The 26,814-nt window shown below is 58.8% G+C and carries 23 protein-coding genes; 9 read left to right on the top strand and 14 right to left on the bottom strand.

The features are described 5' to 3' along the window. Nucleotides 1–41: 41 nt before the first annotated feature. Entirely contained in the window at nt 42–1,076 is a 1,035-nt protein-coding gene (gene rhaT / locus LB453_RS12120; protein WP_224481753.1) for an L-rhamnose/proton symporter RhaT, read from the bottom strand. A gap of 357 nt (nt 1,077–1,433) precedes the next feature. Between rhaT and LB453_RS12115 the strand changes: the two genes are divergently transcribed. Next, a complete protein-coding gene (locus LB453_RS12115) occupies nt 1,434–1,757 on the top strand; it encodes a hypothetical protein (protein ID WP_103795815.1) in 324 nt (107 codons plus the stop codon). A 27-nt stretch (nt 1,758–1,784) separates the two neighbouring features. Then, nucleotides 1,785–1,883, top strand: a complete 99-nt coding sequence (locus LB453_RS12110) for a YoaK family small membrane protein (protein WP_146053821.1) — start codon at nt 1,785–1,787, stop codon at nt 1,881–1,883. 1 nt (nt 1,884) lies between these two features. Here LB453_RS12110 and LB453_RS12105 read toward each other — a convergent pair whose 3' ends face one another. Beyond that, nucleotides 1,885–2,151 (bottom strand): DksA/TraR family C4-type zinc finger protein, encoded by a 267-nt coding sequence (locus LB453_RS12105; protein ID WP_103795816.1) that lies wholly within the window; start codon nt 2,149–2,151, stop codon nt 1,885–1,887. A 239-nt stretch (nt 2,152–2,390) separates the two neighbouring features. Here LB453_RS12105 and aldA point away from each other — a divergent pair, with 239 nt between their 5' ends. Then, nucleotides 2,391–3,830, top strand: coding sequence for an aldehyde dehydrogenase (gene aldA, locus LB453_RS12100; RefSeq protein WP_103795817.1), 1,440 nt, complete (start codon nt 2,391–2,393; stop codon nt 3,828–3,830). A gap of 247 nt (nt 3,831–4,077) precedes the next feature. On the opposite strand, the gene LB453_RS12095 is transcribed toward aldA, so the two are convergent. After that, nucleotides 4,078–5,352 (bottom strand): MFS transporter, encoded by a 1,275-nt coding sequence (locus tag LB453_RS12095; protein ID WP_103795818.1) that lies wholly within the window; start codon nt 5,350–5,352, stop codon nt 4,078–4,080. Beyond that, complete coding sequence (locus LB453_RS12090) at nt 5,349–6,770, bottom strand: M20 family metallopeptidase (protein ID WP_224481752.1); 1,422 nt, start codon at nt 6,768–6,770, stop codon at nt 5,349–5,351. Before LB453_RS12090 ends, LB453_RS12095 begins: the two co-directional genes overlap by 4 nt. A gap of 154 nt (nt 6,771–6,924) precedes the next feature. Here LB453_RS12090 and LB453_RS12085 point away from each other — a divergent pair, with 154 nt between their 5' ends. After that, a complete protein-coding gene (locus tag LB453_RS12085) occupies nt 6,925–7,833 on the top strand; it encodes a LysR family transcriptional regulator (RefSeq protein WP_103795899.1) in 909 nt (302 codons plus the stop codon). On the opposite strand, the gene LB453_RS12080 is transcribed toward LB453_RS12085, so the two are convergent. After that, nucleotides 7,834–9,423: an ABC transporter substrate-binding protein gene (locus LB453_RS12080; protein ID WP_103795820.1), complete on the bottom strand. Its 1,590-nt coding sequence runs from the start codon at nt 9,421–9,423 to the stop codon at nt 7,834–7,836. 122 nt (nt 9,424–9,545) lie between these two features. Between LB453_RS12080 and pepT the strand changes: the two genes are divergently transcribed. Continuing rightward, nucleotides 9,546–10,772, top strand: coding sequence for a peptidase T (gene pepT / locus LB453_RS12075; protein WP_199187314.1), 1,227 nt, complete (start codon nt 9,546–9,548; stop codon nt 10,770–10,772). A gap of 182 nt (nt 10,773–10,954) precedes the next feature. Here the strand turns inward: pepT and LB453_RS12070 are convergent, their stop codons facing one another. Both LB453_RS12070 and LB453_RS12065 read right to left on the bottom strand, forming a co-directional pair. Further along, the gene (locus LB453_RS12070) at nt 10,955–11,818 is read right to left on the bottom strand and encodes an ATP-grasp fold amidoligase family protein (RefSeq protein ID WP_103795822.1); all 864 of its coding nucleotides are present in this window, start codon (nt 11,816–11,818) and stop codon (nt 10,955–10,957) included. Next, nucleotides 11,819–13,039, bottom strand: a complete 1,221-nt coding sequence (locus tag LB453_RS12065; protein ID WP_233215850.1) for an oligosaccharide flippase family protein — start codon at nt 13,037–13,039, stop codon at nt 11,819–11,821. A gap of 602 nt (nt 13,040–13,641) precedes the next feature. On the opposite strand from LB453_RS12065, the gene LB453_RS12060 reads away from it, so the two are divergent. Then, a complete protein-coding gene (locus tag LB453_RS12060) occupies nt 13,642–14,544 on the top strand; it encodes a pyridoxal-phosphate dependent enzyme (protein ID WP_103795824.1) in 903 nt (300 codons plus the stop codon). 75 nt (nt 14,545–14,619) lie between these two features. On the opposite strand, the gene LB453_RS12055 is transcribed toward LB453_RS12060, so the two are convergent. Both LB453_RS12055 and LB453_RS12050 read right to left on the bottom strand, forming a co-directional pair. Next, nucleotides 14,620–15,399 (bottom strand): transporter substrate-binding domain-containing protein, encoded by a 780-nt coding sequence (locus LB453_RS12055; protein ID WP_103795825.1) that lies wholly within the window; start codon nt 15,397–15,399, stop codon nt 14,620–14,622. Between the two features lie 15 nt (nt 15,400–15,414). Continuing rightward, the gene (locus LB453_RS12050) at nt 15,415–16,575 is read right to left on the bottom strand and encodes a methionine aminotransferase (RefSeq protein WP_103795826.1); all 1,161 of its coding nucleotides are present in this window, start codon (nt 16,573–16,575) and stop codon (nt 15,415–15,417) included. 129 nt (nt 16,576–16,704) lie between these two features. Here LB453_RS12050 and LB453_RS12045 point away from each other — a divergent pair, with 129 nt between their 5' ends. Further along, nucleotides 16,705–17,544: a LysR family transcriptional regulator gene (locus LB453_RS12045; RefSeq protein ID WP_103795827.1), complete on the top strand. Its 840-nt coding sequence runs from the start codon at nt 16,705–16,707 to the stop codon at nt 17,542–17,544. On the opposite strand, the gene LB453_RS12040 is transcribed toward LB453_RS12045, so the two are convergent. The 4 genes from LB453_RS12040 to LB453_RS12025 all read right to left on the bottom strand — a co-directional run bounded on the left by LB453_RS12040 (nt 17,541) and on the right by LB453_RS12025 (nt 23,775). Then, nucleotides 17,541–19,202, bottom strand: coding sequence for a methyl-accepting chemotaxis protein (locus tag LB453_RS12040; protein ID WP_103795828.1), 1,662 nt, complete (start codon nt 19,200–19,202; stop codon nt 17,541–17,543). The two genes, LB453_RS12045 and LB453_RS12040, sit on opposite strands and share 4 nt — an antisense overlap. 209 nt (nt 19,203–19,411) lie before the next feature. Beyond that, a complete protein-coding gene (locus tag LB453_RS12035; protein WP_103795829.1) occupies nt 19,412–20,929 on the bottom strand; it encodes a carboxylesterase/lipase family protein in 1,518 nt (505 codons plus the stop codon). Nucleotides 20,930–21,027: 98 nt separating this feature from the next. Further along, nucleotides 21,028–22,371 carry a VOC family protein gene (locus LB453_RS12030; RefSeq protein ID WP_103795830.1) on the bottom strand — a complete coding sequence of 448 codons (1,344 nt, stop codon included), beginning with the start codon at nt 22,369–22,371 and terminating at the stop codon, nt 21,028–21,030. A 69-nt stretch (nt 22,372–22,440) separates the two neighbouring features. Beyond that, on the bottom strand, nt 22,441–23,775 hold the full coding sequence (locus LB453_RS12025) for an MFS transporter (protein ID WP_103795831.1): 1,335 nt from the start codon (nt 23,773–23,775) through the stop codon (nt 22,441–22,443). A 322-nt stretch (nt 23,776–24,097) separates the two neighbouring features. On the opposite strand from LB453_RS12025, the gene LB453_RS12020 reads away from it, so the two are divergent. Beyond that, nucleotides 24,098–25,018, top strand: coding sequence for a LysR substrate-binding domain-containing protein (locus tag LB453_RS12020; protein ID WP_103795832.1), 921 nt, complete (start codon nt 24,098–24,100; stop codon nt 25,016–25,018). Here LB453_RS12020 and smrA read toward each other — a convergent pair. Then, nucleotides 25,015–25,581, bottom strand: a complete 567-nt coding sequence (gene smrA / locus LB453_RS12015) for a DNA endonuclease SmrA (RefSeq protein ID WP_103795833.1) — start codon at nt 25,579–25,581, stop codon at nt 25,015–25,017. The two genes, LB453_RS12020 and smrA, sit on opposite strands and share 4 nt — an antisense overlap. 318 nt (nt 25,582–25,899) lie before the next feature. On the opposite strand from smrA, the gene LB453_RS12010 reads away from it, so the two are divergent. Then, the gene (locus LB453_RS12010; protein WP_224481751.1) at nt 25,900–26,652 is read left to right on the top strand and encodes an FNR family transcription factor; all 753 of its coding nucleotides are present in this window, start codon (nt 25,900–25,902) and stop codon (nt 26,650–26,652) included. The last annotated feature ends 162 nt before the right edge of the window (nt 26,653–26,814 follow it).

Below are 26,814 nucleotides of genomic sequence, written 5' to 3'. Positions count from 1 at the left end.
CGGGCACTTTATCTCTGCGTTAAAACCTTATTCCTGCAGGCTTACGCGGCCAGACCAAGTCCGACGATATTGGCGGCGATAATAATCACCACGCAGCCGATGGAGAGCACGCTGACCGGACGGCGCCCGGCCGACTTCCACTCTTTCAGCAGCAGCCCGACCAGTCCGCCGCACAGCACGTACAGGCTCATATGCAGCATCCAGCTGACGTAGTCATACTGCGGCGGAATGCTGGCGTGGCCCCAGGCGTAGAAGAAAAACTGCAGATACCACATCGTGCCGCCCAGCACCGCGAAGGCGATATTGGCAATCAGCAGCGGCCTGGCCACGGCGAGATCGCGACGCAGCGACAGATCCGGCTTCACCGCCAGGCGGATAAAACAGAACGCCAGATTGACCAGCGCCCCGCCGCCCATAATCACCACATAGCTTGGCAGCGCGACGTAGAGCGGGTCGATTCCCAGCTGCGCCGCCGCTTCATGCATCGGCTTAGCCGCATCCATAGCAAACGACATGCCGGCCGAGAAGATGCCGCACAGTACCGCCAGCACCAGCCCCTTTCTGAGGTTGAACTCCTCGGCGTTGATCCCCAGCGCACGCTCCTTCAGCAGGCCGGCGCGGGAAACGATGGCGACCCCTACCAGCGCCACGGCGACGCCGAGCAGCGTCAGACGACCACCGGTCGAGGCGAACAGCTCGCCGAAGCGCCCCTGGATCAGCGGCGTCATCAGGGTGCCGACCACCAGCGTAATGCCGATCGCAATGCCAATGCCCATCGACATGCCGAGATAGCGCATCGTCAGGCCGTAGTTAATGTTGCCGATGCCCCACATCGCGCCGAACAGAAATACCGGCAGCAGCTGAGAGAGGCTGAAGCTGCCGTAGTAAGCCCAGAAGTTCGGCAGCAGCACGGCGCTCACCGCCCACGGCAGGATCAGCCAGAAGACAAAGCCGCCCACCGACCACATCGTTTCCCATGACCACTTTTTCACCTGTTTAAACGGCGCGTAAAAACACGCGGCGCTGGCAGCTCCGACGAGATGCCAGAAGATACCTGCAATAATGGCACTGTTCATTGTTATTCCTTGCATAAGGTTGAGGCCTACAGGAAACCGGGTTCCTGATTAGCAGGCAGTCTACGGCGCGCCTGAACGCCTCAGCCTTTGGATGGCTGCCGATTGCAAAGCCGGAATGGCAATATCCGCCAGTTACTCCCTACGCGGATCACAGTTTCGACTTTGTCGGACTGGCAGCGGGATCATCCTTTAAGTAACTTATTATTCAGGTTTTTTTTGAAATATGCTGTGCCGCGCAGCACATTTATCAGCTGGCTGCCGCTTTTGTCTCGCCGCTGGCAGCAACAGAAAGATCGCTTCACTAATGGCGCTTAACACCGTATAAAACGGTAAAAATCTTCAATGGCCGGGATAGAGATGACGGGAAAATGGTTAACGCTGTTTTTAACGCGTGGGGTCAGCCGCGTCATGCTGGACGACCTGCGCGCCATACTGCCCGCCAGCGCGTTAAAGATTTTTATTAATGGACTGGAAGAGGCGCAGTACGCCACGCTGGAGTGCCAGCAGGCGGAAGATAACTGCGCGCTGATCGCCTCGGCGCTGGTGGTGTGGCGTCAGCTGGGTCAGGTACACCGCATTACCTATAAAAAGGGTGAAGTGCTGCGCGACGTTAGCGACGCCTCCCAGTTTCAACTGTTTAGCATGCTGAAAACGCACCGCGCGGTAATGCAGGTCGCCTGACGCAAAGATAGAGATAACGAGGTTTTAATGAGAGTGGGTATTCTGTTTCCGATCGCGATTATCGCGGCTGGCGTCGGCTTTCTGGCATGGTTCATCGGCAGCGGCCTCGCCATGCCAGGCTCCTGAGCTAACGCAGCTGGCTGTCTTTACTGCCGCGGCGGTTGAAGAGCGCGCTGCCCTTTAGCGCCTTGTCATGCTCCTGCTGGCACGCCAGGCAGAAGCGCACACCGGGCACCGCCTCACGGCGCGCCTGTGGGATCGGCTCGCCGCACTCGTCGCAAAACTCGGCGCTTTCGCCTTTGCTCATGGTGCCGCGCACGCGCGCGATCTCATCATTTACCGTACTTTCGATCTGTTCCTGAACGGCGCCGTCTGACGCCCATCCGCTAGCCATAACATCCCCCTTATACCTACTGAAAGTGTTGGCCCAAATTCCGCTTTGTGCAACTCAGGTAGATATGCGGGCCGCTGCCGACCAATACAACCTTCTGCCGCCGTTATCATCCCAATCTGCTTATATTTGCCAGCGCCGCACCGCACATGGCAGTGAGACTAAGGTGACGCTTTGGGTTTTGTTTCACGCTGCATTTATAAAACACTTTATTAACGTACCCGACATCGGAGATTCGGCAGATGACAACAGAACTCAAACATTACATTAACGGTGAGTTTGTCGCGCACAGCGGCGATAAATGGATTGAGGTGATCAATCCGGCCACCGAAGCGCTGCTGGCTCGCATACCTGAAGGTCGCGCGCAGGACGCCAGCCGCGCGATTGACGCCGCCGAAAGCGCACAGCCGGCATGGGAGGCGCTGCCCGCCGTTGAGCGCGGCAACTGGCTGCGCAAGCTGGCGGCCGCGATCCGCGACCGCGAGCCGGAACTCACCGCCACTATCGTCGCCGAAGGAGGGAAAACGCAGGGGCTGGCGCAGACCGAGGTGCTGTTCACCGCCGATTATCTGGAATATATGGCCGAGTGGGCGCGCCGCTATGAGGGCGAAATCGTCAACAGCGATCGCCCAAATGAAAACATTTTTGTCTTTAAAAAGGCGATCGGCGTGACCACCGGGATCCTGCCGTGGAACTTCCCTTTCTTTTTGATCGCGCGCAAAGCTGCGCCCGCGCTGATTACCGGCAACACCATTGTGATCAAGCCCAGCGAGCTGACGCCGCTTAACGCCAGCATCTTTACTGAGATCGTTGATCGCATCGGCCTGCCGCCGGGCGTGTTTAATCTTGTCTATGGCTACGGCCCGGAGATTGGTCAGGAGCTGGCCGCCAATGCGAAGGTTGGTCTGGTCAGCCTGACCGGCAGCGTTGGCGCAGGGGTCGCCACCATGTCGGCGGCGGCAAAAAACGTGACCAAAGTGTCGCTGGAGCTGGGCGGCAAGGCGCCCGCCATCGTGATGGATGATGCCGATGTGGAGTTAGCGGTTAAGGCGATCGTCAGCTCCCGGGTCATCAACAGCGGACAGGTGTGTAACTGCGCGGAGCGGGTTTATGTGCAGGAAGGCATTTACGACCGCTTTATGAGCGCCTTAACCGAGGCGTTTAACGCCGTGACCTTCGGCGATCCGGCAGAGCAGCGCGAGCTGGATATGGGGCCGCTGATTAACGCCGCCGCGCTGGCGCGCGTCGAGAAAAAAGTGGCGGACGCGGTGGCGGCGGGCGGCAAGGTGGTGCTGGGCGGCAAACGCGCCGGTGAGAAAGGCTTCTTTTTCCAGCCTACCATTATCACCGATGTCCGTCAGGATATGGAGATTATGCGCGAGGAGATCTTCGGCCCGGTGCTGCCGGTGATGACCTTTAAAACGCTGGACGAAGCCATCGCGCTGGCTAACGACTGCGAGTACGGCCTGACCTCCTCTCTTTATACGCGGGATTTGAATACCACCATGGTGGCGCTGCGCAAGCTGAAGTTCGGCGAAACCTACGTAAACCGCGAAAACTTTGAAGCGATGCAGGGTTTCCATGCGGGCTGGCGTAAATCGGGCATCGGCGGTGCCGACGGACGGCATGGGCTGGAAGAATACCTGCAGACGCACGTCGCCTATCTGCAGTTCTCCTTGTAAAGCTGAGACGGGCCTCCTGGAGCAAAACAGCTATTCGACAGCGTTGTCAGCGCAATAGCCCTTTTCAGGCTGAATAATCTGTCAGCACACCACCTGAAGGCCGTCCTCGAGACGGCCTTTTCAGCTGTAAAAGCCGCAGTTATGCGAAGCTGTACGGTTGTCCCGCCCCGGTAACAGGCCGTCTCGCGCCTTGCGACGCGAGACGATAAGCCCCTTCCTCGCCCGTAACCCCTTCTCTAAAACGCGTTCAGGCAACGCGCGACCGGCTGCGCAGCAGCGCCGCGGCGCTCAGCAGCGATACCGCCATCAGATAGTATCCCGGCGCGAGGCTGCTGCCGGTGGCGTTAATCAGCAGCGTGCAGACCAGCGGCGCAAAGCCGCCGAAGAGGGTCACCGCAACGTTATAGCCGATCGCCATGCCGCTGGCGCGCGTGCTCACCGGAAAGAGATCCGCCATTACCGACGGCACGGTGGAGAAGTAGATCGATTTCAGCAGCGCCATCCAGCCCACCAGCAGCATCAGCGTCAGCGGCGAGGTGTGATCCACCATATAGCTGAAGGCGGGATAGATCGTCACCAGCAGCAGCAGCAGCGAGCCCCACATCAGCGGCACGCGCCCTACGCGCTCGGCCCACAGCCCCATCAGCGGCGTGACCAGCGTCAAAATGGCGCCCGCCAGCAGCGTGGCGCTAAACGCGACGCTGCCCGGCAGATGCAGCGTTTTGGTGGCGTAGGTCGGCACATAGTTAAGCATGTAGTTAACCGCCGTTGAAATCACCATCAGTCCGATCGCCAGCAGCATCCGCTCTTTCTGCTGCCCGAACAGCTGCTTCAGCGGCGCCGTGGTTTTCGCCTGCTGCGCGAAGCTGGCCGGTTCATGAACGTGACGGCGGATATAGATCCCCAGCGGGCCGATTAGCAGACCGAAGGCAAACGGAATGCGCCAGCCCCAGGAGTGGATCTGCGCCTCGCTAAGGATCTGCGTCAGCCCCAGGCCAAAGGCGGAGGCCATCAGCGTGCTGGCGCCCTGCGTCGCAAACTGCCAGCTGGCGATAAAGGCTTTGCGCTCGGGAAAATGCTCCACCAGAAACGCCGTTGAGCTGCCGAACTCGCCGCCCGCCGAGAAGCCCTGAATCAGGCGCGCCAGCATGATCAGCAGCGGTGCCGCCAGCCCGATGGTGCCGTACTCCGGCATAAAGGTAATGATCGCGCCGCCCAGCATCATCAGGTTAATGGAGAGCAGCAGCGCCTTTTTGCGCCCGTGGCGATCGGCGTAGTTGCCCAGCACCACCGCGCCGAGCGGACGAATAAGAAAAGAGACGCCAAAGCTGCCAAAGGTGAGCAGCAGCGACACGGAGGCGTCGCTGGTGGGGAAAAAGGCGTGGGCGATATAGCTGGCGAAAAAGCCGTAAACCGCAATATCGAACCACTCCAGCGCGTTGCCAATACAGGTGGCGAACAGCGTTTTATGCAGGCTCGGCCGGATCTGAACCTGCGGCGGCGCTTGCGTCAGGCTGCTCATACGCGCGCTCCTGAATAAGCCTGCTGGCGTGCCAGCAGCGCCTCGCCCTCTCCTCCCAGCTGCCAGAACAGTGCCGTCATGATCTGCAGCCCTTCGCGTGCGACGGACTTCAGCATATGCTCGTTGACGCCGTGCTGGCCGCAGGCCGGATAAGAGTGCGGCACCCAGAGGGTCGGCAGGCCGAGAATATCGGAAAAGACTTCGTTTGGCAGCGAACCGCCCAGGTTAGGCAGCAGCGCCGGCTTTTTGCCGCTGCTGGCGGCCAGGCTCTCCAGCGCCCAGCCGACCAGCGGGCTTTGCGGATCGAGGCGCGTGGCGGGCGAGCCGCGCAGAAATTCAACCTGCACATAGTCAAATCCGTGGGCGCGCAGGTGCGCTTCAACGTGCGTCACCAGCTTTTCCCAGTCGGTGCCCACCACAAAGCGCAGCTGACAGACCGCGGTCGCCTCGCCGGGAATGGCGTTCATGGGACGCGCCGGATTGCCGGTTTCAAACGCCAGCACCTCCAGCGTGTTCCAGCCGTAGAGGCGCTCCGCCGCCGTCAGGCCGGGTTCACCCCAGCCGGCGTCCAGCGCAGGATCGCCCGGCATACCGCCCACCTCGATATCGCTGAGAATGGCGCGCACCGCCGCGCTCAGCGAGTCGGGCTTCAGCGCCTCAACCTGCAACACGCCGCGCGCGTTGACCAGCGTGCTAATGGCGTTAGCCAGCTGGGTGCCGGGATTGCTTAACAGGCCGCCCCAGTTGCCGGAGTGATAGGCGTTGTCCCGCGCACTGATAGTAAGGCGAAAATTGACCGCGCCGCGCGAGCCAAGGAACAGCGTCGGTTGCGACGCGCTAACGCGCGGCCCGTCGGAGGCGATAAAGAGATCGGCGCGCAGCAGCGCCTGCTGCTGCTGACACAGCGCGGCCAGCCCCGGCGAGCCGATCTCTTCGCCCATTTCAAACAGGATCTTACAGTTGAAGCCGAGCCGGCCGCCGCGCGCCTGGTAGACCTGCTCCAGCGCCGCCAGATTGATGCAGTGCTGGCCTTTGTTGTCGGCGCTGCCGCGCCCATACCAGCGGTCGCCCTCTTCGGTCAGCTGCCAGGGATCCAGGCCGTCGCGCCAGTTTTCATCGTCGCCAAATACCACGTCGCCATGTCCGTAGACCAGCAGCGTCGGCAGCGACTCATCCTCGATGCGCGTCGCCACCAGAAACGGGCGATTTTCCGCTACGGTGTTGTCGATAATCTGCAGACTGAAGCCGAGCGCCGTCAGCTGCGGCGCGATCTCCTGATGCAGATAGTGATTAAGCTCGCCGTCGCGATCCGCCCGCTGGCTTTCGGTGACGCACGCCACGCGACGTGCCAGAAGCCGCTGAAATTCCCCGCTGTCGAAATAGCGCATCGCCTGTTGAATCGCCTGTTGTTCCGTCATGTTTGCCCTGTCTTTTTTATTGTGTCGTCGCTCTATCTTTGCCAAAAGCCTGGCATTGCCACAATTATCAATTTATCGACATAGCCTTGCTTTAAGAGCAAAGCTAGAATGCCCGATAAAGAGGCACGCACCGCCGGGGTGCAGAGGTGAGATGATGCTGAGCAGTGAAATCCGTTATTTCCTCGCCGTGGCTAACAGCGGGTCGCTGAGCGCCGCCAGCGAGCAGCTGTTTGTGGCGGTCTCCGCCATCAGCCGCCAGATCCAGCGGCTGGAGGCGCAGGTGGGCGCGCCGCTGTTCGATCGTCATGCGCGCGGCATGGTGCTTAATGAGGCGGGCGAGATCTTTGCCCGTCAGGTGCGGCAAAGCCAGCTCGATATGGAGCATGCGCTGGCGGAGATTAAGGGACTGAAGGCGATCCGCCGCACGCTGATCCGCATCGCCTGCACCGACGGCATGGCGTTCAGCCTGCTGCCCGGCCTGCTGGCGGAGTTTCGCGCGCTGAATCCCGGCGTCTACTTCGCCTTAAAGGTAGAGAGCGCGCAGGGCGTAGCGGAACGGGTGCGCGCCGGGGAGTGCGACGTGGCGCTACAGTTCAGCCTTCATCCAGAACGCGGCGTAGAGGTGATGGGATCCTGGCCCGCCCCGGTGCTGCTGGCAATGCACAAGGATCATCCGCTGGCGCAGCAGCCGGTGACGCTGGAGGCGCTCAGCCACTATCCGATGGCGCTGCCGGAGCAAAACACCACGGTGCGGCAGCTGTTCGACCTCGCCTGCCAGATGCGCGGCTGCGTTATTGAGCCGGTGCTCACCTGCGACTATTTCGCCACGCTTTACCAGTTTCTGCTTCATACCCCCGAGGCGATCACCATCAGCAGCGCCTTTACCCTGCTCAACGCCACCCAAACCCAGCATCTGGTGCTGCGCGAGATGGGAGTCGACCAGCTCAGCCAGCGCACGCTGCAGCTGCAACGGGTGTCGGGACGACAGCGCAACGCGGCGCTGTCGCCCTTTCTCGCCTTTCTCCAGCAGCGCCTGAACGCCATCGCTGCCGGACTGGCCTGATTACTCTTTGATATCGACCGGATAGAAGATGTGTTTGCCGAACGGATCGATATCGTAGCCGCTCACCTCTTTGCGCACCGGCTCGAAGATGGTGGAGTGGGCAATCATCACCGCCGGCATCTGGTCATGCATAATCTGCTGCGCCTGCAGGTAGAGCGCGGTACGCTTGCCCTGATCCGGCTCGGCGCGCGCCGCGACGATCAGCTTTTCAAACGGCTGATAGCACCACTTCGACGAGTTTGAGCCGCCCTGGGACGATTTACAGCTGTAGAGCGGGCCGAAGAAGTTATCGGGATCGCCGGTAGCGGTGGTCCAGCCCATCAGCGCCGCCTGATGCTCGCCGCTGCGCACCCGCTTGAGATATTCGCCCCATTCGTAGGTAACGATTGTCGCCTTGATGCCGACTTTCGCCCAGTCCGCCTGGATCATCTCCGCCATACGCCGAGCGTTAGGGTTATAGGGACGGGAAACCGGCATCGCCCAGAGCGCGATCTCGGTACCGGGTTTAATACCCGCCTGTTGCAGCAGCGCCTTCGCCTTTTCCGGATCGTAGTCGTAATCTTTCAGCGCGTTGTTTTCGCTCCAGACGCCCGGCGGCAGAATATTTTTCGCCGCGGTGCCGGTGCCTTTGAAAATCGCGTCGATGATGGCGGGTTTATTAATCGCCATCGCCAGCGCCTGGCGCACCTCAACCTTATCCAGCGGCGCTTTGGTGGTGTTGAAGGCGAGGAAGCCGGTATTCAGCCCCGCCTTTTGCATCAGGTTAATCGCCGGGTTGCTGCGCATCTTCTCCAGATCGGCGGGATTCGGGAACGGCATAATCTGACACTCTCCCTTCTCCAGTTTGGCGAGCCGAACCGACGCGTCCGGCGTAATGCTGAAGACGATGCGGTCCAGCTTCGCCTTGCCTCCCCAGTAGTCTGGAAATGCCTTATAGAGAATGCGCGAGTCTTTCTGATACTGCACCAGCTGGAACGGCCCGGTGCCGATGGGATCCATATCGACCTTCTCTGGCGTGCCCGCCTTCAGCATCTGGTCAGCATATTCGGCGGAGTGAATCGAGGCGAAGTACCAGGCGAGATCGGCGAGGAACGGCGACTCCGCGTGATTCAGGGTAAAGCGCACGGTGTGGTCATCGACGCGATCGATGCTCTTGATCAGCGTGGTCAACTCCAGGCTGTCAAAGTTGGCGTAGGTGCCGCCCGAGACGTTGTGGTAGGGATTTTTGCTATCCATCTGCCGCATAAAAGAGAAGATAACATCGTCGGCGTTGAATTCGCGGCTGGGCCTGAAGGCCTTATTGCTCTGAAAAGGGACGTTTTTACGCAGGTGGAAGGTGTAGACCTTGCCGTCCGGGCTGATCTCCCAGCTTTCCGCCAGGCTCGGCACCAGTTCGGTGGTGCCATATTTAAAATCCACCAGCCGGTTAAAGACCGGCACCGCGCTGGCGTCCACGCTGGTTCCCGAGGTGTAGAGCTGCGGATTAAAGTTTTCCGGCGACCCTTCGGCACAGTAAACCAGCGTTTTCGCGCTGGCGTTATGCGCCAGGGTAGCGGTCAGCAACGCCAGCATCGCTATCTTCACTTTCATCATTTCCTCACTTTTTATTGACTTCCGTTGGTCAGATTCCCTAAATGATCCAGGCGCTTTATGGATACCACGTTTTCGTAACATAGCGAATCCTGCTGCTGGCAGACAAATAAGGATCAGTGATGACAGCCCTTGCAAATCAGTTAACCCAACGTTTTTTCCGCTATCTGGCGGTCAGTAGCCAGAGCGACGCTAAATCGAATACTTTGCCGAGCACGCCATCCCAGCACGCCATGGCGCAGCTGCTGGCGCAGGAGCTGACCGCTCTCGGGCTGGATGAGGTCGTTATCGACGACTGCGCCACGGTGACCGCAGTGAAGCGCGGCAACCGGCAGGATGCGCCGCGCATCGGGTTTATCACCCATATCGATACCGTCGATGTGGGGCTGTCGCCCGATATCCATCCGCAGATCCTCACCTGGCAGGGCGAGGATCTGTTGCTTAACGCGCGGGAAGATATCTGGCTGCGCCGCGACGAGCATCCAGAGATCGCCCCCTATCTCGGCGAAGAGATTATTTTCAGCGACGGCACCAGCGTGCTGGGCGCAGACAATAAAGCGGCGGTAACGGTGGTGATGACGCTGATGGAGAATTTGCAGGGCGATCACGGCGATATCGTGGTGGCCTTTGTGCCCGATGAGGAGATCGGCCTGCGCGGCGCCAAAGCGCTCGATCTGGAGCGGCGCTTTAACGTCGATTTCGCCTGGACTATCGACTGCTGCGAGCTGGGGGAAGTGGTTTATGAGAACTTTAATGCCGCCTCAGCGGAAATCACCTTCACCGGCGTGCCGGCGCACCCGATGTCGGCCAAAGGGGTGCTGGTCAATCCGCTGCTGATGGCGCACGACTTTATCAGCCTGTTCGATCGTCAGGAGACGCCGGAGCATACCGAGGGCCGTGAAGGCTATATCTGGTTTAACGAGATGCAGGCGGGCGCCAGCCAGGCAACGCTGAAGGCCTCGATTCGCGATTTCGATCTGGCGCAGTTTGCCGCGCGTAAGGCGCAGCTGCAGCAGGCGGTGATGCAGATTGCGCAACGCTACCCGACCGGCAGCGTCACCATCAGCATCAGCGATATCTACAGCAATATCAGCAACGCCGTAGGCGCGGATCGCCGCGCCATCGATCTGATCTTCGCCGCGCTGGCGGATCTCAATATTGAACCGAAGGTGATCCCCATGCGCGGCGGCACCGACGGGGCGGCGCTGTCGGCGAAGGGGCTGCTGACGCCAAACTTTTTTACCGGCGCGCACAACTTCCACTCCCGCTTCGAATTTCTGCCCATCTCGTCGTTTGTGAAATCTTATCAGGTGGCGGAGAGGCTTTGCCTGCTGGCGGCGCAGAGCTGACCATCGGTGGCGGTGCGGTCGCTGCATCGCTGCCCTGTTAATTTGCAAGGCCGGTCAGCATCTGGCGAGACAACGGCAGCTGAATCGACAGACGGCTCAACTGTCGACTCACGGACGCTAATGGGGTCCCCTGCGCCATCGCTGGCAAGGGAGGGAGGATCGGCAGAGGATTGCGCGGCGGGTTACAGGGTTAACTGGCTGCCTAAAATGATATCCGCCTGCTGTAACGTAACATCCAGCCCGGCTGACGGCGTAAAGGTCAGTTCGCCAAAAATAACCCTGCCCGCGATAAGATAAAAATCGGCGCGTACAAACTTGAAGTCGGAGGCTAACTGCGTCGCATAGTGTTTCATTTTATCAAAGCCATCAGGCATGGCGGGATAATCGTTTTTGCTGATTAGCTCAAGAGTATCTTCGAAAGGAAGAGGATGCCAGTTCATATCAAAATAGTAGAACTTTGGCCTTCCCTTTTCGCGTCCGACACAGACCATTACCGCATAGGGTCTGCCGTTAAAACAGTAAAACTTGTAATCATCGGGAAAACCGCCGCGCGCATTGTCAATAAACTTTTCGCACAAAATTTTTCTTTCGATTTTTTTGTACTGCGGCTCGACAAAAAGCGATGAGAAATCCTCTTTTAGCCACCTGTTGAGCTGCCGGTTGGTTTTCTCAATATCGAGCCGGGCTTTATCACTACAGATAATATTATAGCCTGCGCCATGGTTGCATTTAAGCGCAAACTTTTCGGGCAGCGCCCTGTAGTCGATATCCTGGGGGTTATCATAAACGCCGTAGAGATCGTTTAGGATCTCACCGCAGCCTTTTGATGAGACATACTCCCTGACCTTGTATTTGTCGGCGCACAGCGTGTAAATATCGTTGTCGAGTTCGTTAAACTTCAGCCACTGAATCTTCTCATTAAGGTTAGAGGGATTGGTCAGGTTAAGTCTTTTCCTGAACCTGATAAAATAGTGCGCCTTTGCACATGACTCAGGAAAGATATTTGCACTTATCTTTAAGGCGGACTTTACCGTTTGTTTTATCATTTAAGCAGACCCTCTTGATTTGAAGATGCCAAGATGCATTTTGAAAATGGTTTTATCTTTAAAAAAGTAATTAAGCAGCGTGCAGGACAAAAGCTCTACTATCAAAAAGCAATATGCCGCTCCCTTAATGCCGAATGCATGGATCATTAGCCAGGATAAGGGGATGGTTAACAGACAGCATAAAACCATCTTTTTAGCCAGGTAGCTGTAGCCCGATTCCTTTATGATATAGCGGTAGCAAATGGTGCCGAGCGAAGAGAACATCGTACCGATGATAATAACGGGAATAATCGCCACGGCGTCGCTATAGCTCTCGCCATAGAGCAGGCGGATAACGTCATCACCAAAAACAGCAAAGCCGCCGAGCATCACCAGAGAGAGCAGGATAACCAGGCGATTAATGTTAACCAGCAGGCGTTCGACCACCAGCGGATTTTTTTCACTGTAGATGCGCGAAAAGAAGCTGGTAATCAGCGCTAAAACAATAAATGACCATGCGCCACCCAGGGTGAGCGCCACGCTATAGACGCCCAGGTCTGAATAGGTGAGTATCCGCGCTAAAAAAAGGCTCGAAACCTGCGTATAGATATCGGCAGACAGGCTTGAGAGAATCAACGCCCCGCCCGTGTAAAGCAGGTGCAGATTATAAATCTTTCCCCCTTTCGCGCGCGCTTTTACTTCGGTGGTATAGTGGAAATAGATAAGGCGCATAATATAGGGCACAAGAGGAATAATAACGATCGGTATAGTGAAGTAATAAACCGGCATCTTAAAGTGCGACACCAGGAACCGGATCAGTAGCGCAACAGAGAGCCCGATTACGTTTGTTATCGTGTTGATCTTTGATTTTAGCTGGGTGTTGTTATAGACAGAGAAGAAATCCATCACAATAAAGTAGGTAGCGATGCAGTTAGCCACGCCAAACGCAAACACCACGGGATCAGAAAAAAGCGAGAGCGCGATTAACACCGCCCCTGATGACAGCAGAAAGAAAAAGCGCCGCTGATTTTGCGTGTGGATCGCCATCGCGATCCCAGAGGCGGCCTTTTCGCTCATCCGTTTGAAAATGATGTTCTGCCCGCCAAACCAGGATAAGGTTTGCACAAAAACAAAAAGCGAGGTGGTGATATTTATCTTACCAAAATTCTCTGGCCCAATATATTTGGCCATCAGCGAATTAATATACAACAGCCCAATGATATTAATTGACTTCTCCAGCATAATCCATATTGCATTAGAGTACATATTCTGTCTCGCATCAGCACGGCGCTAAAATGCGCCGCATTTAACTCGTCTCGCTGGGGGCAATTCCCGCCAATAAACAGAGAATGTCAACCTGCTCTGCGCCTGATTGAATAAGCAAACCTCTTCGCTGCGCCTGGCTGATGGCGCCATTTTTTCTGGTAAAGAGTGTGGCCACTTGTATAAAAATAGTGAAGCGCTTTTTTAATTAATCAGATTAATGACGTCACGGGCGTAATATCGCGCCCAGTTATAACTGGTGATCACTATTTATTTAACCAGCTGCCCGCTGGCTGCTTATTAATGGCCTTTATCTTAACCTTCATCGCGAGCCACAATAAAACCACGCAGAGAACAACAGATAATCTTTACGCCTCAATAAACCGGCGTCTCACCGCAGCACAGTCGACAGCAGACGCGGCTGCGCCGCCGGGCCACCCTGTTTCAGAATCAGCGCAATAAATAAGAAAGTTTTTCAATCCAGGCTGGTATTGCCGCGTATTAACTCTATGATGGTTTCTGAAACAGCCTGCCGCCCTCGCTGGCGAGATAATAATATTTTTTCATAAGGACAGATATTAATGGCAATAAGCATCTCTACCCCGCTGATCCACTCTCTTCCATTAAGCCAGCAGAGTGGCTGCTCTGTCTGGCTGAAGATGGAGTCCTCCCAGCCAACCGGATCGTTTAAGCTCCGCAGCGCCGCGCATATTTGCCGTTATTACGCCAGCCAGAACGCGAAAGCATTTGTCAGCTCCTCCGGCGGAAATGCCGGTATCGCGGTGGCGCACAGCGGCCGCAAACTGGGGGTGCCGGTTACGGTGGTGGTGCCCGAAACCACCTCTGCCAGAGCCCGACAGCTGATTGAGCAGGAAGGCGCACGGCTGGTTGTCCACGGCAAGGTGTGGAGCGAGGCGAATGATTACGCGCTCTCTCTGGCGACGGATGAGATCTTTTATATTCACCCCTTCGATAACCCGCTGCTCTGGGAAGGGATCAGCACAATCGTGGATGAAGTGATTAACGAGGGCGTTCGCCCGGACGCGGTGATTCTTTCCGTGGGCGGTGGAAGCCTGCTGTCTGGCCTCGCCCAGGGTCTGGAAAAGCACCAGCTGAGTCATATTCCCGTCTACGCCGTTGAGACTTACGGCACGGCCTCGCTCAACGCCTCGCTCAATGCTGGCCGACTTGTGCGTCTTGATAGCGTCAGCGGGATTGCCACCACTCTGGCGGCCAGTCAGGTATGCGAAAATGCCTTTAAGGTTGCGTGCCGGGGCAATGTGACCAGCCTGCTGGTTTCCGATGAGGAAGCCACCTCAGCCTGTCGGCGATTTCTGGACGATCACCGCGTGCTGACCGAGCCGGCATGCGGGGTTTCTTTATCCCTCTTATACGATCGTAAGATCCGCTTTAGCCCGACTGATAATGTGCTGGTGATCGTGTGCGGCGGAGCATCGGTCACCGTGGAGAGTCTGCTCGGATAACAGGGGCTAATCTCTTCTCTGTTCGCCCCGGCAGCGGCAGCGATAAAAAAGGCGGCTATTAGCCGCCCTTTCTTCTTACTTTGTCGTGCTGACGTCGATGCCGGGGAAATATTTCTCCGCCAGCTTCTTCACCGTGCCGTCATCCTGGATTTTGGTAATCGCCGCATCCAGCGCCTGCTTCAGCTTCGTATCGCCCTTACGCAGACCAAAACCGATGCCGGAACCGAGAATCGCGTCATCCTCGACCGCCTTGCCGGCGAAGGCAAAGCCTTTGCCCTGCGGTTTATCGAGGAAGCCCGACTGGCCGGCGGCGGACATCACCAGCGTCCCGTCCAGACGGCCCGCAACCATATCGTTATAGACCTGATTCTGATCCTGATAGGAGGTGACGGTTACGCCCTGGCTTTCCCAGTGCTTTTTAGCGTAGGTCTCCTGAATGGAGCCCTGCAGCACGCCAATATTCTTGCCCTTTAGCGCTTCAGCGGTGGGCTGGAGCTTCTCGCCCTGTTTCACGATCAGCATGCTCGGAATGCGGTAGATCGGCTTGGTAAAGTCGATGCTCTTCGCCCGCGCCTCGGTGATATTCATCGCCGAGTTAATGGCGTCGAACTTCTTCGCCTGCAGCGCCGGGATCAGCGCGTCGAAACTGCTCTCTACCCAGTGACAGTCAAAATTGCCGGTCGCGCAAATGGCTTTGCCCAGCTCAATGTCGAACCCCTCCAGCTCGCCCTGCGCGTTGCGGCTCTCAAACGGCGCATACTGCGATTCAAGGCCGTAACGCAGCGTCTCCGCCGCCAGCGCGTGCGCCGAACTCATCAGGCCCAGCGCTAAAAAAATCGCGTTCACTTTTTTCATTTTTTTCCCCTGAGATTAACCCTTCACCCGACAGAGCGCTTCCGCGCCGCGCTGCAGGGTAACGTCGTCTTTTGCAAATGAGAGCCGAATAACCTTGTTGTCGGTACCGTCCATATAAAACGCCGAAAGCGGAATGGTGGCCACACCCTGTTCGACGATAAGACGTTTTACCATCTCGCTGTCAGATTCGTCACTGAAATGTCCGTAGCTGGCCAAAACAAAAAACGAACCGGCGCACGGCAGCAGCTTAAACGGCGACGCCTGCAGCAGCGCCACCAGGCGATCGCGCTTCTGCTGGTAGAAGGCCGAGAGCGAGAGATAGTTCCCGGCGTGCTGCAGATAGTGCGCAAAGCCGATCTGCATCGGCGTATCGGCGGCGTACATCATAAACTGATGCACCTTAACCAGCTCCTCCATCAGCCTGGCGGGGGCGAGACAGTAGCCGACGCGCCAGCCGGTTACGTGGAAGGTTTTGCCGAATGAGGAGACGATAACGCTGCGCTGCGCCAGCTCCGGATGGGTCGCCATACCGCAGTGGGCGCGGCCGTCGAACAGAATATGCTCATAGACTTCATCGGAGAGCACCACAATATCGGTGCCGCGCGTTAGCGCTGCCAGCTGCGCCAGATCGGCGGGCGTCAGCACCTGCGCGCTCGGGTTGTGCGGCGTATTAATAATGATCATGCGGGTGCGCGGCGTCAGCGCAGCGCGCAGCGCCTCCCAGTCGATGGCATAGTCGGGGAACTGCAGCTTCAAACCCACCGGGATGCCGCCCTGCAAACGCACCACCGGCGCGTAGCTGTCAAAGGCGGGCTCGAAGAAAATCACCTCATCGCCCTGGTTCACCAGCGCGGTAATCGCCATATAGATACCCTGGCTGGCGCTACCGCTGATCAGCACTTCGGTCGCTGGATCGTAGTGCTGTCCGTAGAGCGAGGCGACCTTCGCCGCCAGCGCCTCTTTGAGCGCGGGCCAGCCGGTCATGGGCGCATACTGGTTATGACCTTCACGCATGGCGCGGCTGACCTCCTCCACCAGCGCCGGATCGCACGGGAAGTTGGGCGCGCCCTGCGACAGGTTAATGGCGCGGTGCTGCGCGGAGAGCTGACCGATGACGCTGAATATGGTGGTGCCTACGTCGGGCAGTTTGGACGTGACGTTAACGCTGCTTTTCATCGGGCGTGCTCCTGCGCGGCTGCATAAAAATGTCGTTTTCGTTAATTTCTATTCAACGACCCGGCGCTTGAGCCGACAAGCGAATTGTTGTCATAATAGCCATGACAAATTTGCATAGCTGGAGTGACAATGCCGCGTTCTCTGCCGCTTAACGCCATACACGCTTTCCTGGTCACCGCTCGGCATCTTAACCTGACGCACGCGGCGGGCGAACTCTGCCTCACTCAGGGCGCGGTAAGCCGAAAAATCGCCTCCCTTGAACACTACCTGGGGTTTGCGCTGTTTGAACGGCACGCGCGCGGCCTGCGCCTGACCTCGCAGGGCGCAGCGCTGCTGCCGGAGCTGCGGCAGGGATTTGAGCTGATGGCGGGCGCGACGGACAAGGCGATGCGTCAGCATGGCGTTATTCGCCTCAGGGCGCCGACCTGCGCAATGCGCTGGCTGGTGCCGCGGCTGGTGGCACTGGAGCAGCAGCGGCCGGAGCTGCACGTCGCGCTGACCACCACGCTTGAGCATCACGCCGAGCTGGAGGGGTTCGACGCCGCTATCCTGTACGGCACGCCGCCGCCTGGGGCGATCCACTTGTTCGACGAGGCGATTACGCCGGTGATGGCAGCTGATATCGCGCCGCCCGCCTTGCCCGCGGGGCTGGCGGCGATGACCTTTCTGCATCCCACCGGCGATACCCGCGACTGGCAGCTGTGGCTCAGCGCCCAGAATACCCGACTGACGATGGGGCGTAATCAACATTTCAGCACCATGGATCTGGCGATTAGCGCGGCCATACAGGGGTTTGGCGTAACGGTGGCGGATATTAATCTGGTGGAGAGCGATCTGGCGAACGGTCGACTCATAGCGCCGTTCGCCAGCCGGGTAAAAACCGGGGCGGCCTACAGCCTGCTGCAGCGCCCCGTCAGGGATGCGCCGCCTTTCCTTGCGGATCTGGCGGCGTGGCTGTCGCGGGATTAAAAGGTGACCCAGTCGGCGCTCTGCTCCGCTTTGAGGCGTGGCGTGCCTCCAGCGGACGGCGTCGCGCTGTCGCGACCAGACGGCGCGCTGGCCAGCGGCGTCTGCGACGACAGGCGGAAGCGGGAGACTGAAGCCTCCAGCGATTCGGTCTGACGCGCCAGCGCGGCGGCGGCGGCGGAGACCTCCTCCACCAGCGAGGCGTTCTGCTGCGTGACGCTGTCCATCTCGGTCACGGCGACGCCCACCTGCGAGATGCCTTTGCTCTGCTCTTCCGAGGCGGCGGCGATCTGTTTCATGATGGCGTCCACGTCCTGCACCGACTTGAGAATATTATTCATGGTGCTGCCGGTATTGCTCACCAGCGTCGCCCCTTTATCGACGCGCTGCACCGAATCCTCAATCAGCGCGGCGATCTCTTTCGCTGCGGCGGCGCTGCGCTGCGCCAGATTGCGCACCTCGCTGGCGACCACCGCAAAGCCGCGACCCTGCTCGCCGGCGCGCGCCGCTTCCACCGCCGCGTTCAGCGCCAGAATGTTGGTCTGGAAGGCGATGCCGTTAATCACGTTGGTGATCTCGGCGATCTTCTTCGAGCTGCCGGAGATGCCGTTCATGGTGGAGACCACTTCGCTCACCAGCTGGCCGCCCTGCTGCGCCGTCGACGAGGCGGTTTCCGCCAGCATGCTGGCCTGACGCGCATTGTCGGCGTTGAACTTCACCGTCGCGGTCAGCTGCTCCATACTGGCGGCGGTCTGCTCCAGCGCCGCCGCCTGCTCTTCGGTACGGGAAGAGAGATCGTTATTGCCGGCTGAAATCTCCGCCGCGCCGCGCGAAATATTCTCGGTGCCGCTGCGAATGGCGCTCACCGCTTCGCGCAGGCTCTCCTGCATGGCGCTCAGCAGCGGCACCAGCTTGCCCACGCAGTTGCGGCCGAAAGGCTGCACCGTCTGGCTGAGGTCGCCGGTGGCGATCACGGCGAAATGCTCGCGGATGCGATCCAGTGGTTTAACCAGCATGGTTACCAGGTAGCGATCGGTAAACAGCAGGATCAGCAGGCCTACGAAGACCGCCGCCACCAGGGTGATTTTGGTCATCACGGTCAGACGATCGACGTTGACGCGGGTCTGATCGAGCGTGACCGCCGCCGCCTGGTTAAAGGCCTCTGCGCTGGCGCCGAAGGCGCGGCTTAGCGCCGGCGTTACCGTACTGGCGTGCTGGCGATAGGCCTCAAGCGACGCCTGACGCGCTTTCTCCAGCTGCGGCGTGACGCCCTCATCCAGCAGTTTTTGCCAGTTGCTGATGACCTTATCGACGATCTGCGGATCCATCGGGCCGGGCGCCATCTGTTTAAACTGCGCCAGTTGCTGCTTCATATTGTCCAGCGCCTGCTGGACCGGTTTCCAGTCGGCGTCGGTGGGCTGCGCGCCGCCCGCTTTTATCTCCATCACGCGCGACAGGCGCGTGATGACGCGGAAATACTGGTCGTTGCCCTTGCCTAAGATGGTCATCTGAGCCACCAGATGACGATCGACCTCATTGCCCTTGCTGAGCTCGCCGAGCGAATGCACGCTAAACCAGCCTACCGCGCACCACAGCAGGCAAAACAGGCCGAGAATCCAAAGCATAACGGCGCGAATTGTGAAATTTTTTAATATACCCATAGCCAAGTCCTTGACGGTGAAAACCGAGGGGGCCCGATAATCTCGGGCATACAGGCGTTATCGGCAGGGATTGAGGAAGGTACAGGGTTTTAGTTAGCAATAAAATTGCTCAATTATCACGCGCAGCGCAAGGCTAAATAATTGATTTATAATTTTTTACTCAGGCGGCACCGGGTGATAAACCTTGCTGCCGCCTTAACAATTAGTCGTCAAAGCTTCACCATGCTTTTCATCATCAGGCGAAACAGCCTCAGGCGAGCGCGTAAAAAATTGCGCTTTAGCAGCAGCGCCTCTTTTCCCCTTTCGCCAAAGGCAAGCGTGACGTCCTCGCCGGGATGCCAGGCAGGCCAGCTTATCTCGCCCTCCAGCCGGTGGCTGAATTCGCTGGCGTCGCGCGCAAAGGTGAACCAGTAGTCCGCCATGCGCCGGGCAAAGGCGCGATCGGCGGCGGTGTAGGGTCGCTGGCTGTCGACGGGCTGCATCGCCGTCAGGGTATTGAGCGTATAGGGCACCTCATTGCCGTGCCAGGCGCCGTGCGGATAGAGATCGCGCGACTGCTCGGAGACATAGTCGAACCAGTAGCGCCAGCCCGGCATGCCGACGTTGTGCTGGGCGCGCATCAGGATCCACGGCATCACGCTGAAGGCCAGATCGCGCGCCGCCGCGCGTCCCAGCAGGCGATCGTCGTGAATATCATACAGCCACTTCAGCAGCCGATAGCTGAGCGGACGGCCAACGCGCAGCTGGCGCATCACCTCTGCGCTGTCGACGTTGAAGTATTCCAGCACGCTCGCTTCGTCGCTGTTACTGCCTGCCATCAGCGGAATACGGTGCTGGCGCGCTGCCATAAAGGTGTTCAGCATCGGCTGGGGCAGCACGGCGTCGCCCGCTATGGGCACCGGCCCGTGCCACAGCGGCGATTCCAGCGGCCAGAAGGCGTCGGCAGGCAGCGCGCGCAGCTGCTGCGCGGTGGCGTTGGGCAGCCCAAAATGGGCCGCAACCTGCTCACCCTGCTGCAGCGCCGCTTTACGCGGCTTGTCCGGCAGGCTGTAGGCGCTTTGGGCGATAGCTTTATGAAACAACCCCTCCGCCAGCGGCGAGCAGCAGAGCGACAGCACGCTGCGCGCGCCGGAAGATTCGCCGAACAGGGTGACGTTGTCACGATCGCCGCCAAACGCGGGGATATTGCGCTGCACCCACTGCAGCGCGGCAATCTGGTCGAGCAAGGCGAAATTGTTTACCACGCCGCCGTCGCGGTACTCCGCATCCAGCGCCGGATGAGCGAAGAACCCCAGGTGGCCGAGGCGATAATTGACCGTTACCACCACGGCACCGCGCGCCGCCAGCGGCTTGCCGCTGTAGGGCGGCAGCCCGCCCGATCCCATAACAAAGCCGCCGCCGTGCAGCCACACCATTACCGGCAGCGGTCGTGCCGGCTCGACGTCGGGGGTCCAGACATTAAGATAGAGGCAGTCTTCGCTGAGCGGGCCGGGATCGCCACCGCCCGCGACGGCACAGAGGGTGCGGTTTTGCCAGCAGGCGGCGCCGAAGGCGGTTGCGTCGCGCACCTCTTGCCACGGCGTAACCGGCTGGGGCGCGCGCCAGCGCAGCGCGCCTACCGGCGCGGCGGCATATGGAATACCCTTAAAAACAAAGAGATCGTCATCCATACTTCCTCTTAGCTCGCCTTCGGCTGTGCTGAGGCGCAGAGGTCGTCTGTTTTTCATTACCTGTTCCCTGATAAAGCGTTAAGGCATTATCTACAGGCCGTTAAGATATTGTCCATGTGTCTGGTGCATTTGCAGATTATGCTGAATCGATGCCGTTACGCATCGGCAAAACCGCACCGTGCCAGCGATTGCTGCTGGCGCGCCTGATAAAGCTGCATTTCATCGTGCACCGGCGCCCCGAGCGCCCGTTCAAAATCGGCCCTGCTGGCGTGGCCGGCGGAACGTCCCTGCGCCCGATCGCCCAGATTTGACTGAAAAATGCCCGCCGCGCTCACCGGCAAAAAATCCTCATACACCAGGGGATCGGCGATAATGCGGCCCTGCTCGATCAGCATCGCCAGGGATTCGCCCGCCTGAGGCGGCTGCGCCTCGCCCTGTTCGCTCAGCCGGTAGTGGAACCAGGCAAGCTCCTGTTCGCGCAGGCTGCGCTCATCATCGGGAAAGGCGCGAAACACGTCGGCCAGACGCTGCTGGTGCTGCTGATTATCAGCGCCGGTGCCCGCTTCCGCCAGCAGGCGATCGTAGAGCGCGCGGCCTTTTGGCGTCAGCGCCGCCCCGCGCTGCTCGATTTCGCCAAAGCGCGCGGTGTGGGTGCCGCTGTCGCCCTGCTGAAAGCCCACCACCTCTTCCAGCGCTTTAAAGCTGGTCTGACGCAGCAAAATTGGCACGTTGCGCCGCGGCGGTCCCTCTATCAGCGTCTTGGGATCGATGCCATATTCCGGCATCAGCGCCTGCACTCGATCGATATCCAGGGTGCGCGGCGTCAGGTGGTTGATGTGGCATCCCGGAAAGCAGACCACGTCGGCGACCAGCCGATGCTGCTGGCTGAGCGCCTGATAGGTGGCGCGGTCAACGGTGCTGAGCGCGTGCCAGCGGAAGGTCTCCAGCGCCTCAGTGACAAAGGCGTCGGCGTCAGCTTCGCCCAGGCCGCCCTGCTGCTGATGCTGCGCTATCAGCGCCCGGCAGCGCGGCGTAAAAATATCACGCTGCGCCAGTATCGCCGCCGCCTTCTGCCGCAGCTCAAGGTCGTCAATCAGCTCCAGCCGCAGCAGCGAGGTAAAGATGCGGAAGGGATTGCGCCGCAGCGCCTCATCGCTCACCGGACGAAACGCGGTGGAGTGTACCGGCACGCCCGCCTGCGAGAGATCGTAATAGCCGACCGGCTCCATGCCCATTACCGCAAACATCTGCCGCAGCGTCGCCAGCTCCTGCGCCGTGCCGACGCGAATGGCACCGTGGCGCTCCAGGTTAAGGCGCTCCAGTTCGTCCGCGGCGCTGAGCCGCGCTTTCAGCGTCGGGCTATCGGTTAAACAGCGCGCGTTGACCTGCTGCACCAGCGTCATCAGCGTGCCGTACTGCGGCACCTCCTGCTGATACATAGCGGACATCGCCTGTGAGAAGCGCGTGCGGATAGCGTCCGCGCTGAGGAAGTCATTCATGGTGCCTGCTCCTGACATGATCGAGATTGCTGCTACTGTAGAGCAACCCGCTGTCGGCAGGCGAAAAAGTTACGGATTTGTGATCGGCTTAAAGCCGAAGCGGTTTTTCATCACCAGCATCAGGGTCGTCAGCAGCGCGGGAATAGCCAGCAGCATAAAAATCAGGCTAAACGACCAGCCGAGCGAAAGCATCTCCGCGCCGACAAAGGCGCTGAGGATGGCGCCGACGCGGCCGACGCCGTGCATCCAGCTGGAGCCCGTGGCGCGCGCGTGCGTGGGATAGTAGCTGGCCGAAAGCGCGTTCATGCCGGTGTTGGCACCGTTGAAACAGAAGCCGCTAAGAAAGGCAATGCCGCTCATCATGCCGACTTCCGCCGGGGAGAAGCCCAGCGAGACGATCGCCAGCCCGCCGCAGAAATAGATGGCCGCCAGCGCCAGCGTGGCGTTGAAGCGATCCATTAGCCAGCCTGCGAACAGCGACCCCAGGGTGCCGCCCGCCTGATACATGGCGGTAATAATCGCCGCCTCGGTGACCGACATGCCCAGCGTATTGATCAGCGACGGCAGCCAGCTGCCGATCAGATAGACCAGAAACAGCCCCATAAAATAGCCGCCCCACAGCATCAGGCTGCCGAACAGATAGCGGCGCGACACCACGGTAGCGATTGCGCCCTGGGTCTGCGGCGTCGGCTCCTGCGAGTGAAAAGCGCTGTCGGGACGCGTGGCGCCAGGCAGCATCCGCTCAAGAATGGCGTGAATGCGCGTCGCCGGCGCGCGGCGGCTAATCAGAAAGCGCACCGACTCCGGCAGGCCGCGAACCAGAAATGGCAGGATCGCCAGCGGCAGAATGCCGCCCAGCAGCATCACGGCATGCCAGCTATAGCGCGGCAGCAGCCAGGAGGCGGCGAAACCGCCGCTGGCGGCGCCGAAGGTAAAGCCGCAGAACACCACGGTGATGATAAAAGCGCGGCGGCGCTCCGGCGCGTACTCCGCCACCAGCGTGCCGACGTTGGGCATCGCCGCGCCCAGCCCCAGGCCGGTAAGAAAGCGAAACAGCATCATCTGTTCGATGTTGTTTGCCAGCGCGGTGGCGAGCGTCCAGAGCCCGAAGAAAAAGACGCTGAGGATAATCATCATACGTCGGCCATAGCGATCGGCCAGTGGCCCCGCCAGCATCGCGCCGAGCGCCAGCCCGACCAGCGCGGCGCTGATCACCAGGCCGAGCTGATGGTTAGTAACGCCCCATCCCGCCTTAAGCGTCGGCGCGATAAAGCCCATCAGCGCGATATCCATGCCGTCAAGGGCAACCACGATAAAGCAGAGCGCAATCAGACGCTTTTGCCAGCGGCTAAGCTCTGACTGATTGATTAACTGGCGAACGTCCACGGCCTCGACGCTGGTCACTGCGAACTCCTCACTGCGCTCACCCCTGATGCATCAGTTTTGGTAAAAAAAACGGCAGCTATGATAGCCCATCGTTAACGATAAGACGCCTGATTTTTATATGATATTGAGAATTATTCAACATTAATCAGTTAACCTGTTGAAATTGCTGAGGTGAGCAGGAGGTTAACGCGTCGTCCGCTTTGCGGCTGAGCCTGTTTTTCTCTTTTTATCAACAAGTAGCGTCAGGCGACGCTTTTTGTTAATTTTATTTTGCAGCAAAGTTAACAAAACCCAACTTTACTGGTTGCCGTAGAGCGGCCAAACTCATTAGGTTTGTGAGATGGACAAAAATATCCTTTTCAATCAGCGCATTCGCTTGCGCCATCTTCATACCTTTGTTGCGGTCGCGCAGCAGGGAACCCTGGGCCGCGCGGCGGAAACGCTGAGCCTGAGCCAGCCTGCGCTCTCAAAGACCCTTAACGAGCTGGAGGAGCTGACGGGGGTACGCTTGTTTGAACGCGGCCGGCTCGGCGCGCAGCTCACCACTATGGGCGAACAGTTTCTTATTCACGCGGTAAAAGTGCTGGATGCCCTTAATCACGCGGGCCAGAGCCTCACTCTGCCGATCTCGACCCGTCCGGTAGTGATCCGCCTCGGCGCGCTGACCACGGCGGCTATGGGTATGCTGCCGCAAATTCTCGACCGCTTTCACCAGCAGCAGCCGCACGCCACCGTGCAGGTGGCCACGCTGCACAATAACGTGCTGCTGGCGGGGCTACGCGCGGGCGAATTTGAGATCGGTATCGGCCGCATGGCGGACAGCGAGATGATGACCGGCTTAACCTATGAGCTGCTGTTTCTGGAATCGCTCAAGCTGGTGGTACGTCCCGAACACCCGCTGTTAAGTGACAACGTCACTCTCTCTCGGGCGATGCAGTGGCCGGTGGTGATCTCCCCTGAAGGCACTGCCCCGCGCCGTATTGCACAGCAGATGCTTGATGAACAGGGCTGCACCCTGCCCAGCACCTGCGTCGAAACCTCATCAACTTCGCTGGCGCGCCAGCTGGCGCTGCGTTATGACTACGTATGGTTTGTGCCATCGGGCGCCATCAAAGAAGATCTGGCGCACAATGCGCTGTGTGCCCTGCCCATCAGCTCCTCGGGGCCCGGAGAGCCGGTCGGCATTATTACCCGAACCGGCCATCCGCTGAGCCTTAGCGCGGAGATCCTGATGGCGACCATCCGCAAGGCGCCCGACTAACGGCTCCGCTTCGCGTGGCGCTCGCGGTTATCCAGCCGCGCCTTTTCGGTTTTACGCAGGCCGACATAGAGCGCACCGGCGCCGCCATGCTGCGGCTGCGAGATACAGAAGGTCTGCACGTCGTCGAACTGGCGCAGCCAGCGCGCCAGGTAACTGCGCACGATATTGGCGTGGGATTCGTTGTCACGCCCTTTGCCATGAATGATCAGCAAATTGCGCAACCCATCTTTGCGCGCCTGCTGCATAAAGCTGAACACCGCCTGGCGACAGGTCTCTACCGGCTGGCGCAGCAGATTCAGGCTGGCGTCCATCTTATATTCTCCCTTACGCAGCTTATCCAGAACGCCCTGCTGGATGCCGTCGGCCTTGTACTCCAGCGGCGTAGCGAGGGGGATAATGTCGAGGTAGCCGCGCGTCAGGAAGTTCTCTTCCTCTTTCTCTGCCTCAGGCCGACGCGGCGCTTTGGGCGAGGGCGATTTAAGCCACAGGGTGCTGGCGCTATCTTTTAACGGCGTGACGTCACCCATGGCATCCCGAAACAGCTCTTCATCGTCCAGGTTCATAGTCATTTCTCATACCAGGTCTATAAGGGAACAGAGATCAATTCCGCCTCTGCAATTGCAATAGTAGCAAACGCAAAAATCAGTGCGCCAGCGTTCGATCACCCCATTCTGGCGTTTGAAAAATGCGCATCGAGATCAAAAAAGTGGAAAGTTTTCGTGCCAGATCGCAAAAGTGTGATGCGCAGGGCTTGTCACAGCGCGGCTCCGCGCCGCATCGGACATCCCTACTCTTTATGGGCCTAAAACTGCTCGGACGAGTTCCCTTCAGCACAAAAAATGTTAAAATTGACCCCAGTCAATAATCGTCGAGCGTATATTATGATCACTGAAAAACGCACCATTCGCCGTATTCAGTCAGGTGGCTGTGCCATCCACTGTCAGGACTGCAGCATTAGTCAGCTGTGCATTCCGTTCACTCTGAATGAACATGAGCTGGATCAGCTTGACAATATTATCGAGCGTAAAAAACCGATTCAAAAAGGCCAGACGCTGTTTAAAGCGGGTGACGATCTGAAATCGCTTTACGCTATCCGCTCCGGCACCATCAAGAGTTATACCATCACCGAACAGGGCGACGAGCAGATTACCGGCTTCCACCTCGCGGGCGATCTGGTCGGCTTCGACGCCATTATGAGCGGCAGCCACCCCAGCTTCGCGCAGGCGCTGGAAACAGCGATGGTGTGTGAGATTCCATTCGAAACGCTGGACGATTTGTCAGGCAAAATGCCGGCCCTGCGCCAGCAGATGATGCGTCTGATGAGCGGCGAAATCAAAGGCGACCAGGATATGATCCTGCTGTTGTCCAAGAAGAACGCCGAAGAACGCCTGGCCGCGTTTATCTGGAATCTTTCCCGTCGTTTCGGCCAGCGCGGCTTCTCGCAGCGCGAATTTCGCCTGACCATGACGCGCGGCGACATCGGCAACTACCTCGGCCTGACCGTTGAAACCATCAGCCGCCTGCTGGGCCGTTTTCAGAAAACGGGCATGCTGGCGGTCAAAGGCAAATATATTACCATTGAAAATCATGACCTGCTGTCTGAACTGGCAGGTCAGAGCGTTCAGGCTGCTTAATTAATTGGCCGTCTAATGATTAGAGTTGCAGGTATGGGCGCAACGCCTCTGCAACTCTGATTAGCGCCGCATATTTGTTAGTTTATTGATCCCACAGCAACTTTTCCGCTTCTTCCCGCGGTTAACTTAGGCTATCTTTAAACCAGTTCGCCTTGGTTTAAG

It is taken from the genome of Pantoea agglomerans, assembly GCF_020149765.1.
GTDB lineage: Bacteria > Pseudomonadota > Gammaproteobacteria > Enterobacterales > Enterobacteriaceae > Pantoea > Pantoea alvi.
The sequence above is the reverse complement of the archived record's forward strand: the minus strand, read 5'-3'. Positions and strand labels throughout refer to the sequence as shown.